Here is a 14,936-nt window from a genome sequence, read left to right on the forward strand (position 1 = left end):
GCGTCGAAATGATGCCCGGCCTTGATGAAGACCGCAATCAGGGGCATCCCCCGGGCATACGTGGATAATCACAAGATATGGGAGCTTTTGTGCGGGATGGGGGTCCCGATGACGTCGGGGCCGTCCTGCGGGTCAAGAACGAGACCTGGCGGACCGCCTACCGGGGCCTGCTTCCCCAGGACTTCCTCGACGGGCTGAGCGTCACGCCCCGGGCGGTGCAGGCCTGGCGGGCGCGGATCGGCTCCGGCGCGCAGCACCTCGCGGTCGGCGAGGCCGGCGGGGAGGTCTCCGGCTTCGTCCTGTACGGCCCGGCGGAGGACGAGGGCACCGGCGGCGCGGAGATCCATGCGATCTACGTGCTCGCCGAGCACTGGTCCACCGGACTGGGCCTGGCCCTGATGGCGCACGCCGTAGGGCACCTGGCCGAGCTGGGGTACCGCGAGGCGGGCCTGTGGGTGCTGGAGGGCAACGCCCGCGCCCGCCGCTTCTACGAGCGCTTCGGCTTCACCCCCTCCGGCCGCGTCCAGGACGTGGATGGCCTGCCGTTCCCAGCCCCCGAGCTGCATTACCGGATGGCGCTGGCCACCGGCTGAGCGGGGGCGTCTCAGCGAGCTCTCAGCTCCGGTCTGTAACCTCCCCGCATGAGGCTTTCGGGGAGACGCGCCGTCTGGGCCGCGGTGACCGCCGTGCTGGTCATCGCCGTCGCGACCTGGGTGGTGTGGCCGTCCGGGCCGCGGGTACGGGTCCAGGACCAGGCCATCGCGGTGGTCGACGGACCCGCCGACGACCAGCGGGTCACGCTCGACACGAGCTTCTTCCCGCCCGCGGGCGGCGGCAAGGCTCCGGCGGTGCTGCTCGCGCACGGCTTCGGCGGCAGCAAGCAGAGCGTCCGCGCCGAAGCGCTCCGGCTCGCGCAGGAGGGCTACGCCGTGCTGACCTGGTCCGCGCGGGGCTTCGGCCGCTCGACCGGGCAGATCGCGCTCAACTCCCCCGACTACGAGGTCAAGGACGTCCGCCAGCTCGTCGACTGGCTGGCCGGGCGGCCCGAGGTCCGGCTCGACGGGAGCGGCGACCCGCGCGTCGGCATCGCGGGCGGGTCGTACGGCGGCGCCATCGCGCTGATGGCCGCCGCCCACGACGACCGGATCGACGCGATCGCCCCGCAGATCACCTGGCACGACCTGGCCGACGCGCTCTTCCCCGACGCCGGCGGGCGGGGTCCGGAGAACGGCGTGTTCAAGCGCATGTGGGCCGGGCTGTTCTTCAGCCGGGGCGGCCCGCAGGCCGGGGGCGGGCTGGCCGCGCTGACCGGGCAGGGCGGCTCCGGCCAGGACGCGGACGGCGAGGCCGGCCCGGACGCGCAGGGCGGCCGGGACCCGGGAACGGTCCAGCCGCTGACCGCCGAGGAGGTCCGGTGCGGCCGGTTCCTGCCGGCGATCTGCGACATGTACCAGCAGGTGGCCGAGACCGGCCGGGCGACCGCCGCGGCGGTCGAGACGCTGCGCAGGTCCAGCCCGGTCTCCGTGCCGGGCCGGATCAGGGTCCCGACCCTGCTGGTCCAGGGGCTGCGCGACTCGCTGTTCCCGCTGGGCCACGCCGACGCCAACGCCAGGGCCATCGCGGCGACCGGCGCCCCGGTCGGCGTGGCCTGGTTCGACGGCGGCCACGACGGCGGCAGCGGCGAGGCCGACTGGCTGCACGAGCAGACCCTCGGCTGGTTCGACCACTACCTGAAGCAGGCCCCCGCGGGGAACACCGCCGGAGCGGCCCGCACCGGCACCGCCGCCCGGCTGCCGGAGGGCGTCAGCCCCTTCACCGTGACGCGTGACGGCGGCCGGGACCCCGGCACCCGCCAGCAGGTACGGCTGCACGCCACCGCCGGCGCCTACTCCGGCCTGGCGGGGGCGGAGCAGACCTCCGTCGCCCTCACCGGCCCCGAGCAGCCGGTGGCCAACCCCCCCGGCGGCTCGCCCTCCTCGATCTCGGCCATCCCGGGCTTCGGCGGCCTGGCCACCGGCACCGGCAACCTCAGCCTCTCGGTGGACATGGCGGGCCAGAGCGCGAGCTTCGAGTCCGCGCCCCTGACCGCACCCCTGCAGGTCACCGGATCCTCCACCGTCAAGGTCAGGGTCCGGATCGACTCCACCGCGGGCGGCGAGGGCACCGGGGAGGGCACGACCGAGGACACTGCGGACGGCACGGCCGGGGACACTGCCGGGGACACTGCGGGCCCCCGGGAGGTGACGCTGTTCGCCAAGCTGTACGACGCCGCGGGGGGAAACCAGGCGCCGGTCCTTCCCGAAGGACTCGTCGCACCGGTCAGGATCGCCGTCCCCGAGGGCGGCGCGGGCGAGGCCACCGTCACCCTGCCCGCGGTCGACCACCGCTTCGACGTCGGCCACCGGCTGCGCGTCACCTTCGCCACCACCGACCTCGGCTACGACACCCCGGACGCCCCGGCCGTCTACCACGTCGCCCTGGCCTCCCCGGCGCTGGCCGCGCCCACCGCCCCCGCCCTGAGCACTCCGCCCACCGGCCCCGCCTGGTGGACCTGGGCCCTGCCGCTGGCCTCCGTGGTCGCCGCGGCGGCCCTGGTCCTCGCCGGCCGCCGCCGGCTGCGCGACGACCACGAGCCGGCGCTGGAGGAGGTGCCCCTGCGGATCGAGGGGCTGACCAAGGCCTACCGCAACGGCGAGCTCGCGGTGAACGACCTGTCCTTCACCGTCGAGCAGGGCCAGGTGCTCGGCCTGCTCGGCCCCAACGGCGCGGGCAAGACCACCACGATGCGCATGATGCTGGGCCTGATCCACCCCGATGCGGGCGAGATCAGGATCTTCGGCCACCGCGTCGTCCCCGGCGCCCCGGTCCTGTCCCGGCTGGGCTCGTTCGTCGAGGGCGCCGGATTCCTGCCGCATCTGTCGGGCCGGGCCAACCTGGAGCTGTACTGGAAGGCGACGGGCCGCCCCGCCTCCGACGCCCACCTCGACGAGGCCCTGGAGATCGCCGGACTCGGCGCCGCCCTGGAGCGCGCGGTGCGGACCTACTCCCAGGGCATGCGCCAGCGCCTGGCCATCGCCCAGGCCATGCTCGGCCTGCCCGACCTGCTGGTCCTCGACGAGCCCACCAACGGCCTCGACCCGCCCCAGATCCGCGAGATGCGCGAGGTCCTGATCCGCTACGCGGCGCGGGGCCGTACCGTCATCGTCTCCAGCCACCTGCTCGCCGAGGTGGAGCAGACGTGCAGCCACGTGGTGGTCATGCACCGCGGCCGCCTCGTCACGGCCGGCCCGGTGAGCGAGCTGCTGCGCGGCCGTACGGCCGGCAACGGCGCGGGCGCCCGCCTGGAGGACGTGTTCCTGGACCTGATCGGAGAGAAGGCTTGAACGACGCCAACGGTACGAGCGCGCCGGGGACGGCCGGCGCCGGCACGGCGCCGGCCGGGTCCCGCGGCCGCGACACGGCGCACGGGGCAGCCCGCGGGTACGCGCCGGGGCGCACGCTTCCGCTCGGGGTGGAGATCGTCCGCCAGTTCAGGCGGCGCCGGACCATGGTGATGTTCGGCCTGCTGCTGGCGCTGCCGTGGGTGCTGGTGGTCGCGTTCAAGGTCGGCGGCGGGTGGGGCCGGCCCGGCGGGAACACCCTGCGCATCTCCGACCTGGCCAGCCAGGGCGGGCTGAACTTCGCCGCGTTCGCGCTCTCGGTCTCGGCGAGCTTCCTGCTGGTCGTCGCGGTCGCGCTGTTCTGCGGGGACACCGTGGCCAGCGAGGCCGACTGGTCCTCGCTGCGCTACCTGCTGGCCGCCCCGATCCCCCGCGACCGGCTGCTGCGGCAGAAGCTGATCGTGGCGCTGGGCTACTCGGCGGCGGCGGTGGTCTGCCTGCCGCTGATGGCGCTGCTCGCCGGGACCCTGGCCTTCGGCTGGAACGACGTCCGGGTCCCGGGGACGGGAGAGACCATCGCGGCGCTGGACGTGCTGCCCCGGTTCGGGATCGTGATCGGCTACGCCCTGGTCAGCCAGCTCGTGGTCGCCGCGACGGCCTTCCTGCTCTCGGTCGGCACCGACTCCCCGCTCGGGGCGGTCGGCGGCGCGGTCGGACTGGTGATCGTGAGCACCATCCTGCAGGCGGTGGACGCGCTCGGCGCGCTCCGCGAGTTCCTTCCGACGTTCTGGAACACGGCCTGGCTGGACGCGCTCGCGCCGCAACCCGACTTCAGCGGCATGATCAAGGGTGTGGCCGTCTCGGTCACCTACGCGGCGATCCTGATCGCCTTCGCCTTCCGCCGCTTCCGGACCAAGGACGTCGTCTCCTGAGGACACCGCCTCCTGGGGACACCGCCTCCTGGGGATCCGGTCTCCCGAGGACGCCGCCCCCGGCGGTCCCGCGGGCCTACCAGTGGGGCGGGCGGTCCTCCAGGAGCCGGTCGTCGTTGCCGCCGGAGTCGCGCCACTCGCCCCAGCCGAGGTCGGTGTCGTCGGAGGTCTGGTCGGGCAGGATCTCCGGACCGTCCTCGGAGAGGTCGACGGTGCGCAGGTCGTCTGGGTGCTGCTCTGTCACCCGACCATGGTAACGAGAGTCACGGCAGGTGACGGCCGCCCGGGTAAAGCTCTTCACCGCGCCCACGGCCCAAAAGACAGCCAACGGCCCAAGCTGTACGATGCCAGAGCAGGTGTCAGCTACCCCCCGTGAGGCGGCCATGGCAACGCCATCAGGTTGGCGGCGAGACGGCAATCTCCCCAACGAGCTCACGAGCTTCGTGGGGCGCACCAGGTTGCTGACGACGCTGCGCCAGCGCCTGCACGAACACCGTCTCGTGACGGTCACCGGGATCGGCGGCGTCGGCAAGTCCCGGACCGCCCTGCGCATCGCGCACATGGTCCGCAACCAGTTCAAGGACGGCGTGTGGTTCGCCGACCTGGCCCGCCTGCAGGACCAGGGCATGGTCCGGCACACGATCACCTCCGCGCTCGGCATCGCCGACCAGTCGCCGCGTTCGGCCGACGAGACGCTGGTCGAGTGGCTGGGCGACCGCGAGATCCTGCTGATCATCGACACCTGCGAGCACCTCGTCGACGCCTGCGCGGCGCTCTTCGAGGACCTGCTGAGCAACGCGCCGCAGCTGACCATCCTGGCGACCAGCCGCCAGTCGCTGAACGCCAGGGGCGAGCACACGGTCGCCATCCCGCCGCTGGCCGTCCCCGGCGACGCCCCGGGGGAGAACCCCTTCACCAACGAGGCGGTGCAGCTCTTCGCCGCCCGGGCCGGCGCGGTCCTGCCCAGCTTCACGCTCGACGAGCACAACATCGACCCGGTCTCCGAGCTCTGCCGCAGGCTGGACGGCATCCCCCTGGCCATCGAGCTGGCGGCGGTCCGGATGCGGGCGCTCTCGGTGGAGCAGATCCTCGCGCTGCTGGCCGACCGCTTCAGCCTGCTGGCGGGCGCGAGCCGTACGGCGCTGCCCAGGCACCAGACGCTCCGCGCCGCGATCGGGTGGAGCCACGAGCTGTGCGAGCCCGCCGAGCGGCTGCTCTGGGCCCGGCTCTCGGTCTTCGCCGGGGACTTCGAGCTGGACGCCGCCCGCTACGTGTGCGCCGGGGACAACCTCTCCGCCGAAGAGATCATGGATCTCATCTCCAGCCTGGTGGAGAAGTCCATCCTGCTGAGCGACGGCACCCCCTCGGGGCATCGCTACCGGCTGATCGACACCCTGCGCCAGTACGGCGAGGAGTGGCTGGAGAAGCTCGGCGAGACCGACGCGGTGCGCGAGCGGCACCGCGACTACTACCTGCAGCTCGCCATGCGCGGCGAGGACGCCTGGTCCGGTCCCCGCCAGGTCTACTGGTACGTCCGGATGCGGCACGAGCACGACAACGTCCGTGTCGCGCTCGACTACTGCCTGAACAGACCCGGCGAGGCGACGGCCGGGCTGCAGCTGCTGTCCTCCCTGTGGTTCATGTGGGTGGCCTGCGGCCTGGCCCGCGAGGGCCGGCTCTACCTGGAGAAGGCGCTCTCGCTGGTCCCCAACCCGAGCTCCGAGCGGTGCAAGGCCCTGTGGGTGCTGTCCTACATCCACAGCGGCCAGGGCAACACCACGGGCGCCGTCGAGGCCGCCGAGCAGTGCAGCTCGGACGCGGTCCGGGTGGGCGACTCGGGCGCGGTCATCCTGGCCACCAAGATGCTCGGCACCGCGGCCGTCCTCCAGAACGACCTGCAGAAGGCCAGCGCGCTGCTCGGAGTCGCCATCGAGTTCCACAAGAGCGGCCGGGAGCTGAACCCGGGGCTGCTCCCCTCGATCGTCGAGCTCTCGCTGGTGCTGACGATGCAGAACGAGCCGGTGGAGGCCGAGGCCCTGCTCCAGGACTGCATCTCCGTCTGCACCCAGCGGGGCGAGCTCTGGCTGCGCTCCTACGCGCTGTACGCGCTGGCGATGGCCCAGATGGCGACGGGCCGCAGCGCCGAGGCGCTGGACAACGCCCAGGAGGCGCTCCGCCTCAAGCGCTACTTCCACGACGTCCTCGGGATCGGCCTGGCGATCGAGATCGTCGCCAGGCTCGTCCTCGACACCGGCCAGGCCGAGGTGGCGGCCCGGCTGCTCGGCGCGGGCCAGCAGAACTGGCGCACCTTCGGGATGCCCCAGATGAACTCGCCCTTCTTCAACGCCGAGCACGACCGGTGCGTGAAGGAGTGCAAGCGCATCCTCGGCGAGCCCGCCCTCCTTGTCCAGCATGCCCGAGGCTCCGAGCCAGGCGTGGCTCTCCTCGTCGACCTCTTCGACGTGCGGGTTGATCTCGCTGGGGAAGGGGCAGGGCAGCGGAGGAATCCTGAGGGGGAGCCGGTCGAACCTGTGCGCAGTTGGAGTTCCCACCCCTCCAGCATGCCGGAGCGTTACATGATTTCCCATATCCGGGCAAACAATGGCAGATTATAGTTTCAGACCCAATTTCCTCACCATTTGTGGTGTTCTTCCTGACCGGACGTCCGCGCCGCGTCCGGCGGCGACGGCTCGCCGCCGTCCGGAGATCCGCGCCCACCTTCGGGGGCGCCCCGGTCACCCGGCGCTCCGGGTCGGGCTGCACGCCGTCCGCCGCCCCCCGGTAGGGTGCCCTCCAGATCGCCGGGGCCGCCGGAATTCACCGGGCCTCCCGCGGGTTCATCTGAAGAGACGATCGACGAAAGGCTGGAAACGGTGTTCGACCCGACGGATCTCTACCGGCTCAGCGGAGATCTTCCCGAGCTGACCGATCCGGTGCTGCTCTACCACTTCGACGGCTTCGTGGACGCGGGCGGGGCCGGTCGGCTGGCCGTCGGCCACCTCCTCGCCGAGCTGGAGCACCGGGTCATCGCGACCTTCGACGTGGACCGCCTGCTCGACTACCGGTCCCGGCGTCCGATCATGACGTTCGACACCGACCGGTGGGTGGAGGTCGAGAGCCCGGAGCTGGTCCTGCGCCTCGTCCACGACACGACGGGCACGCCGTTCCTGCTGCTGTCCGGGCCCGAACCGGACCGGGAGTGGGAGCTGTTCACCGCCGCCGTCGAGTCGCTCGTCACCCGCCTGGGCGTCGGCAGGCTGGTCACCGCGCACGGCATCCCGATGGCCGTCCCGCATACCCGCCCGCTGGGCCTCACCGGCCACGCCAGCCGCCCGGAGCTGGTCGCCGGGCAGACCAGCGCCTTCGGCAGGGTCCAGGTCCCCGGCAGCGCGGCCGCCCTGATCGAGTTCCGGCTCGGCGCGAAGGGCCACGACGTCCTCGGCTACGCCGTGCACGTCCCGCACTACCTCGCCCAGGCCGAGTACCCCACGGCCGCCGTGACCGCGCTGGAGGCCGTCACCGGCGGCACCGGCCTGGTCTTCCCGATGGAGAGCCTGCGCGAGGCCGCCGTCCGGACCACCGCGGAGATCGCCGCCCAGATCGAGGCGTCGGAGGAGCTGTCCACCGCGATCGGCGGCCTGGAGCAGCAGTACGACGCCTTCGCGGCCGGTTCCGAGCGGGGGAACCTGATCGCCGAACCGTCCGAGATGCCCACCGGTGACGAGCTCGCCGCCCAGTTCGAGGCCTTCCTCGCCGAACGGGACGAGCGCCGCAATGACTGACCTCCGCGTCGGCCTGATCGGGTACGGCGTGGCCGGGGCGTTCTTCCACGCCCCGCTGATCGCCGCCACGCCCGGCCTGCGGCTCTCCTCCGTGGTGACGCGGGACGCCGGGCGCGCCGCCGAGGTGTCGGCCCGGTACGGCGCGCGGCCGGTCGCCGACGCCGCCGAGCTGCACGGCTCCGTCGACCTGGTGGTGGTCGCCTCCCCCAACCGCACCCACGTCCCACTGGCCGAGGCGGCCCTGCGGGCGGGGCTGCCGGTGGTGGTGGACAAGCCGCTGGCGGCGACCGCGAAGGAGGCCGGCGCCCTGGCCGAACTGGCCCGGGAGCGGGACCTGATGCTGACCGTCTTCCAGAACCGGCGCTGGGACGGCGACTTCCTGACGATCCGGCGGCTGGTCGACTCGGGCGGGCTCGGCGCCGTGAACCGGCTGGAGTCCCGGTTCGAGCGGTGGCGGCCGGTCCCGAAGGGCGGCTGGCGGGAGCTGGGCGGCGCGGCGGAGGTCGGCGGCCTGCTGTACGACCTCGGCAGCCACCTGGTCGACCAGGCCCTGCGCCTGCTGGGCCCGGCCGTCTCGGTCTACGCGGAGTCCGACGTCCGCCGGGACGGGGTCGTCTCCGACGACGACACCTTCATCGCCCTCACCCACGCGGGCGGCGCCCGGTCCCACCTGTGGGTCAGCGCGGTGACCCCGCAGCTCGGGCCGCGCTTCCGCGTCCTTGGCTCACGGGCCGCCTACGTCAAGCACGGCCTGGACGTCCAGGAGGACCGCCTGCGCGCGGGGCTCACCCCGGACTCGCCCGGTTTCGGGGACGACCCCGAGGAGCGCTGGGGCGTGCTGGGCACCGACGCCGACGGCCGCAGGATCCGCACCGAGCCCGGCGACTACCTCGCCTTCTACCGGGCCGTGGCCGCGGCCCTCCGCGAGGGCGCTCCGCCCCCGGTCGGCGTCGAGGAGGTCGTCGAGGCCCTCACCGTCCTGGAGGCCGCCCGCCGCTCCGCCGCCGAGGGCTCGGCCGTCTCCCTCTAGTCAGTCGCGCAGGCGGGACCGGAGCGCCCGGGAGTCGGCCTCGGTCCAGCCCTGGGCGCCGAGCCACGCCAGCGGGCCGCCGAACCGCTCGTCCAGCACCCTCAGGAACTGCTCGATGTACTCGCGGCGCGGGCGGTGCTCGTCGGCCGTGCGGGTGTCGAGGTCGTCGCGGTAGGTGTCGCTGGCGCGCAGCCTGGCCAGGATGCCCTCGATGCGCTCACCGGTGGCGACGTAGTCGGTGACGATGGCCTCGCGGGTGGCTCCGGCGACCTCCAGGGCGAGGGCGCAGACCACTCCGGTGCGGTCCTTGCCCGCCGCGCAGTGCACGATCGCGGCGCCGTCGTCGTGGGCCATGGCCCGCAGGGCGGCCACCACGGAGTCGGGGCGGTCGCGCAGGTAGGCGTAGTAGAAGCCGGTGACCCGGAGCTCCGCCAGATCCTCCTCGACCCGGGTCTGCCAGGGCAGCACCCGGTCGGCGTCGATCGTGTCGGCGTCGACGTCGGTGTGCCTGCCGCCCTCGGCGAAGAGGGTGAGGTGGTGGATGTTCACCTCGGGGACGCGGGTGAGCGGGCCCGGCCCCTCCAGGGAGACCTCGGGGCCGGAGCGCAGGTCGATCACGTGGCGGAGCTTGAGCTCGGCGACGAGCCGCTCGACGTCGCGCCCGGTCAGCCCCTGCAGGTTGTCCGACCGGTACACCCGGCCGAAGCTCGTGGTCCCGCCGTCCACTGTGGCGAGCCCACCGAGGTCGCGCACGTTGACGGCACCTTCAAGATCGATCCATCGCGTGAAGTCGTTCATCATGGATGAGTCTATACATCGATATATGGCTGCACAGTTAACGGAGAGGATGCATTGCCGCAAATGCCGATGTTTCCTCTGCAGCGTCCGAAATTGCCCTATAGCGCTCATGATGGAGAAAAGTGGGAAGCAGTTGACGATTCCCACCGTGAGGAGGTCGCGTGGAGCCGCGCAGCCGCCCGCCCAGCCTGGTCGTCGATCCCTCCCTCCCCGCCGCGGTCTCCTCCGTCCTGCGCTCCAGCCCCGAGATCCTCCGCTCGGTACGGCTGGGCGACATCCCCTCCGCCCCGGGGCCGGACCCGGTCAAGGTGTTCTCCGCCGCCGCCCTGCTGGGGCTGGCCTGGGCGCTGACGAGCCTCACCGGCATGCTCCTGCTCCTGGCCGTGGCCGGCGTCCTGACCGGGATGCGCCGGCTGACCGCCGACCCCGCGGCGCGGCAGGCGCGGCGCCGCATGCGGGTGGCGCTCGACCACAGCCACCGGTTCGTCCTGCCGGAGGACCTCGACGCCGACTGCGGCGCGCTGCTCCGCCGCGCGCAGGACGCCGCCGAGACCGTGCTCGGTTCCCAGGTCAACCGCGCCGGCCTGCTCGACGCGATCGACAACGCGGTGACGCTGCCCGACCAGGTCTGGCAGACCGCCACGAAGCTGGCCCGGCTCTCGGCGATGCGGGCGGAGCACCGGCGGATCGTCCCGGCCGCTCCCCCGCCCGAGGTCGCCGAGGCCTTCGCGCCCTACTCCGGGGCGCTGGAGCGGGCCGCGGACTCCCTGGCCGGACGGGTCCGGGCGCTGGAGGAGTACGCCGCCCAGGTCAGCAGAGCCGACGCGGTCTACCGCTCCTACCGGCAGCTGGAGCTGCTGGCCGAGCGGACCCCGCAGTACGAGGACCTGCTCGCCGAGACCGCCGGCGACGAGCTGGCCGTACCGCGGCTGGAGGAGATGACCGGCCAGGCGCGGCGGATCAGGGAGCTGTTCCTGGAGAGCATGGCGGAGGCCCGCCGGGCCGCCGGGCACCTGACCGGCACCGGGACGGCGTGACCGGGCGTCCGGCCGGGACGGGGAGACCGCGGTCCGCCGCCGGGCCGGGAACCGGGGAGCGCCCGGGCCGGGTCAGGAGCGGTCCGGGCACTCCCTGGCACGGCGCAGGGCCTCCAGGGTCCGGCCCATGCCCGCCTGGTTGCCGAGACTGCGGTAGATGTCCAGGGCGCCGCTGAGCGGGGGGACCGCCGCCTCGCACTCCCCCGCGCCCAGGTGCGCCTCCCCGAGGTAGCGCAGGCTCCGCGCCATCCACCACCGGTCCTCCAGTTCCTCGAAGGCGTCCGCGGCCCGCCGGAGCGACCGCTCCGCCTCCCGGATCCGGCCCGCCCTCGCGTGCACCCGGCCGGCCGAGAGCTCGGCCCTGGCCACGCCCCACGAGTCGCCCAGCTTGGCCAGCAGGTCGGCGGCCTGCCGGACGTACTTCAGCTCGTTGAGCCGGTTGGCCGGGTTGCCGACCTCTCCGGCCGCGCGCAGGCAGCGGGCGAACTCCCACTCCTCCCCGCGGAGCCGGAACATCTCCGCGGCGCGGTCCAGGCTGAACCCCGCCCGGGTGAAGTGCTCCTGGGCGGCCCGGAACTCCCCCCGCTCGTGCAGGCCCCGGGCGGTGGCGCCGAGCACCTCGCCGTAGGCGCGGAGCGTCTGCGCCTCGGAGTAGCGGTTGCGGTCGTGCTCGAAGACCGCCAGGGCGTCCTCCAGCAGTTCCCTGGCCTCGTCGGACCGGCGCTGGACGAGCCGGAGCTCGGCCAGGTTGCGCTGGGTCCTGGCCGACCACCAGCGGTCCTCCTCGCTCTTGAATGCGGCGATCGCGTCGATGAGGTAGACCTGTCCCCGGTCGAGGCTCCCGTCGCTGAACAGGGCCATGCCGACCGAGCGCATCGCCCGGGCGGCCCACCACCGCTCGCCGAGCTCGGTGAAGAGGGCCAGCGCCCGCTCGGCGTCCTCGCGGGCGGACTGGTGGCCGCCCTGCCCGCCCGCCACCGCGGCCCGGTCCAGCAGCGCGATGCCCAGCGCCCGGCGGTCGCCCATGTGCCCGGCGGCCTCGCACAGCACCCCGGCCACCGTCCGCCAGTCGGACCAGTAGGCCCGCAGCGAGTGGCAGAGCGAGCAGAAGGCCCGCCCCAGGCCCCAGGCCAGCTCCCACAGCTCCCGGCTCCTCGCCTCATTGATCATGGCGACCATGGTGAGCCGCTCGGCGTTGAGCCAGTCGGCCGCCGAGACCTGGGCACGCACCGCGGCGTCCTGGTCCCCGCCCTGCCCGCCCCGCCCGCTGCGGCCCCAGTCCTGCGGCCAGCGGGCCACCGCGGCGGCCTCCGCCCGGCGGCGGTAGCCCGACAGCACCCGCTCGACGGCGGCCCGGCCGGAACCGTCGGCGTCGTAGGAGCCGGCCAGCTCGCGGGCGAAGATCCGGACCAGGTCGTGCAGCCGGTAGCGCATCGTGCCGGAGAAGTCGGTGCCCGAGCACTCGGCGAGCTGGGTGTCGATGAGCGCCTCCAGCTGGTCGGCGCCGTCCGGCTCGGAGGTGGCGAGCAGCTCGCCGGCGACCCAGCCGGGCACGTCCGGGGCGGTGAGCAGGCTGAGCCTGCGGAGCAGGCGGCGCTGGATGCCGGTGCAGGCGTCGTAGCTGAGCTGGAGCGAGGCGCGCACGCTCTTGTCCAGGCTGGGGGCGAGTTCGAGCTGGTCCAGGCGGCGGCGCTCGTCCCTGAGCCGCACGGCCAGCTCGCGCAGCGACCAGTTCTCCCGGGTGGCCAGGCGCCCGCCGCAGATGCTGATGGCCAGCGGCAGGCGGTCGCACATGGCGACGATCTCCCGGGCGGACTCCAGGTCGGCGGCGATCCGGTCGTCCCCGGCCAGCCGGGCCAGCAGTTCCACGCCCTGCGCCTCGCCGAACTCCGAGAGCCGCTTGTCGTAGGTGTTGAGCAGGTGCAGCGGGTGCCTGGAGGTGATCATGACGGCGCAGTCGGGCTCGGCCGGGATCAGGTCCTTGACCTGGTCGCCGCTCTCGGCGTTGTCCAGGCCGATCAGGATCCGCTTGCCCTTGGTCCAGGTCAGCCAGAGCTTGCGCAGCTCGTCCAGGCCGCCGGGGTCGGTGGTGAGCCGGACGCCGAGCGCCCGCAGGAAACCGGTCAGCACCTCCTCGGGCCTGATCGGGGCGTCCACCTCGCCGCGCAGGTCCGCGTAGAGCCGCCCGTCGGGGAACCGGCCGGCGACCTCGTGGCTGAACCTGGTCACCAGCATGGACTTGCCGACGCCGCCCCTGCCGTACACCGAGACGACCAGCGGCGAGGCGCCCTCCTCCTGGCCGCGCGGGCGGCGCCACCGGGCGAGCACCTCGCGCAGCTCGGCCAGCGAATCGGTCCGGCCGGTGAAGTGCGCGGGGACCGGCGGCCACTGGTCGGGCGGCCGCCAGGAGAGGTCGGGCGGGGCGTCGGACAGGGCGGGCCGCCGGTCGGTCGTGGCCCAGGTCAGCAGGCCGACCAGAACCCCGGCGAGCACGGTGATGGCGACCTTCACCGAGGTGGGCAGGTCCCACACGTCCAGGGAGGTGGCGAGGACGCTGGCCACCGCGGCGGCGAGCCCGGCCGCGGCGGGCGCCGCCAGGGCCCGGCTCCTGCCCGGCCCGGCGTACGGCTTGTCGTCGTGGTGGCCGGCCTGCGGCCTGCCGTCGTGGCGGTCAGGGACGTGCGGCGAGCCTGGCATGCGCTCCCCCGGGGAAGGCCGCGCCCCCGACGCGGTCAGCGTGTCATCTCAAGATTCATTCAAGCAGACGCAAAGCCGGTGGTCCCCTTCGGAGGTGATACCGACCGGTCGGTACACTGATATGCCATGAAACGTACTCTCTACGGTCCCGACCACGACGCCTTCCGCGCGTCGGTCCGGGAGTTCGTCGCCCGCTCGGTCGCCCCGCGCGCCGAGGAGTTCATCGAGAACCGGATGATCGGACGCGAGGTCTGGCTGGAGGCCGGGCGGCAGGGCTTCCTCGGCCTGGAGGTCCCGGAGGAGTACGGCGGGAGCGCGGCCGGGGACTACCGCTTCAACGCGGTGCTGGGCGAGGAGCTGTCCGCGCAGAGCGCGGCCCTGTCCTCCAGCTTCGGCATCCACTACGACGTGGTCGCGCCGTACCTGGTGGAGCTGACCACCGAGGAGCAGAAGAAGCGCTGGCTGCCGCGCTTCTGCTCCGGTGAGATGATCACGGCCATCGGCATGACCGAGCCGAGCGGCGGCTCCGACCTGGCCGCGCTGCGCACCACCGCGGTCCGCGACGGCTCCGACTGGATCGTCAACGGCTCCAAGACGTTCATCACCAACGGCTACTGCGCCGACCTGGTCGTGGTCGCCGCCCGGACCAGCCCGGAGAAGCGGGCCAAGGGCATCACGCTGTTCGCGCTGGAGACCGGGATGGAGGGCTTCACGCGGGGCCGCAAGCTCGACAAGGTGGGCCAGCCGGAGGCCGACACCGCCGAGCTGTTCTTCGAGAACGTGCGCGTGCCCGGCGAGAACGTGATCGGCGAGGTCGACCGGGGCTTCATCGCGATGATGGAGCGGCTCCCGCAGGAGCGGCTCGGCTCGGCGGTGGCGAACCTGGCGCACGCGGCGGCCGTGCTGACCGAGACGCTGGGCTACGTCAAGGAGCGCAAGGCCTTCGGCCAGGCGGTCGGCTCCTTCCAGCACAACAAGTTCGTCCTGGCCGACCTGGTCACCAAGGTCGAGGTCTCCCAGGCCTTCGTGGACCAGTGCACCGCGGCGCACGCCGAGGGGGAGCTGAGCGCCGTCGACGCCGCCAAGGCCAAGATGTGGACCTCCGAGGTGCAGAACGAGGTGCTGGACGCCTGCGTGCAGCTGTTCGGCGGCTACGGCTACATGAAGGAGTACCGCGTGGCCCGCGCCTGGATGGACGCGCGGGTGACCCGCATCTGGGCCGGGTCCAACGAGATCATGCGCGAGATCATCGGCCGCGACCTGGGCCTCTAGGCGGTCCC

The 14,936-nt window shown here is 73.3% G+C and carries 11 protein-coding genes; 8 read left to right on the forward strand and 3 right to left on the reverse strand.

What is annotated here, in order from left to right; translation table 11 throughout:
- The first annotated feature begins 89 nt into the window (after window positions 1-89).
- Genes FHS22_RS29285 through FHS22_RS29295 form a run of 3 tightly spaced genes read left to right on the forward strand, consistent with a single transcriptional unit; the run spans window position 90 to window position 4,312 of the window.
- On the forward strand, window positions 90-593 hold the full coding sequence (locus FHS22_RS29285; protein ID WP_221474264.1) for a GNAT family N-acetyltransferase: 504 nt from the start codon (window positions 90-92) through the stop codon (window positions 591-593).
- A 48-nt stretch (window positions 594-641) separates the two neighbouring features.
- Entirely contained in the window at window positions 642-3,383 is a 2,742-nt protein-coding gene (locus FHS22_RS29290) for an alpha/beta fold hydrolase (RefSeq protein WP_184946934.1), read from the forward strand.
- Window positions 3,380-4,312 carry an ABC transporter permease gene (locus FHS22_RS29295; RefSeq protein WP_184946935.1) on the forward strand — a complete coding sequence of 311 codons (933 nt, stop codon included), beginning with the start codon at window positions 3,380-3,382 and terminating at the stop codon, window positions 4,310-4,312. The genes FHS22_RS29290 and FHS22_RS29295 overlap by 4 nt, the downstream gene beginning before the upstream one ends.
- Before the next feature lie 76 nt (window positions 4,313-4,388).
- Here FHS22_RS29295 and FHS22_RS29300 read toward each other — a convergent pair whose 3' ends face one another.
- The gene (locus FHS22_RS29300; protein WP_184946936.1) at window positions 4,389-4,556 is read right to left on the reverse strand and encodes a hypothetical protein; all 168 of its coding nucleotides are present in this window, start codon (window positions 4,554-4,556) and stop codon (window positions 4,389-4,391) included.
- A gap of 139 nt (window positions 4,557-4,695) precedes the next feature.
- On the opposite strand from FHS22_RS29300, the gene FHS22_RS29305 reads away from it, so the two are divergent.
- The 3 genes from FHS22_RS29305 (at window position 4,696) to FHS22_RS29315 (ending at window position 9,124) form a co-directional block, all read left to right on the forward strand.
- Window positions 4,696-6,927, forward strand: a complete 2,232-nt coding sequence (locus FHS22_RS29305; protein WP_260408407.1) for an ATP-binding protein — start codon at window positions 4,696-4,698, stop codon at window positions 6,925-6,927.
- A gap of 258 nt (window positions 6,928-7,185) precedes the next feature.
- On the forward strand, window positions 7,186-8,094 hold the full coding sequence (locus tag FHS22_RS29310) for a proteasome assembly chaperone family protein (protein WP_184946937.1): 909 nt from the start codon (window positions 7,186-7,188) through the stop codon (window positions 8,092-8,094).
- Complete coding sequence (locus FHS22_RS29315; protein ID WP_184946938.1) at window positions 8,087-9,124, forward strand: Gfo/Idh/MocA family oxidoreductase; 1,038 nt, start codon at window positions 8,087-8,089, stop codon at window positions 9,122-9,124. The genes FHS22_RS29310 and FHS22_RS29315 overlap by 8 nt, the downstream gene beginning before the upstream one ends.
- Here FHS22_RS29315 and FHS22_RS29320 read toward each other — a convergent pair whose 3' ends face one another.
- Complete coding sequence (locus tag FHS22_RS29320) at window positions 9,125-9,922, reverse strand: tyrosine-protein phosphatase (RefSeq protein WP_184946939.1); 798 nt, start codon at window positions 9,920-9,922, stop codon at window positions 9,125-9,127.
- Between the two features lie 161 nt (window positions 9,923-10,083).
- Between FHS22_RS29320 and FHS22_RS29325 the strand changes: the two genes are divergently transcribed.
- Window positions 10,084-10,959 carry a hypothetical protein gene (locus tag FHS22_RS29325; RefSeq protein WP_184946940.1) on the forward strand — a complete coding sequence of 292 codons (876 nt, stop codon included), beginning with the start codon at window positions 10,084-10,086 and terminating at the stop codon, window positions 10,957-10,959.
- A gap of 72 nt (window positions 10,960-11,031) precedes the next feature.
- Here FHS22_RS29325 and FHS22_RS29330 read toward each other — a convergent pair whose 3' ends face one another.
- A complete protein-coding gene (locus tag FHS22_RS29330; RefSeq protein WP_184946941.1) occupies window positions 11,032-13,656 on the reverse strand; it encodes a tetratricopeptide repeat protein in 2,625 nt (874 codons plus the stop codon).
- Between the two features lie 126 nt (window positions 13,657-13,782).
- Between FHS22_RS29330 and FHS22_RS29335 the strand changes: the two genes are divergently transcribed.
- Window positions 13,783-14,928 (forward strand): acyl-CoA dehydrogenase family protein, encoded by a 1,146-nt coding sequence (locus FHS22_RS29335; protein WP_184946942.1) that lies wholly within the window; start codon window positions 13,783-13,785, stop codon window positions 14,926-14,928.
- Window positions 14,929-14,936: the final 8 nt, after the last annotated feature.

Source organism: Thiemannella venezuelensis (assembly GCF_014203605.1).
GTDB classification, from domain to species: Bacteria; Actinomycetota; Actinomycetes; order Streptosporangiales; family Streptosporangiaceae; genus Planomonospora_A; species Planomonospora_A venezuelensis.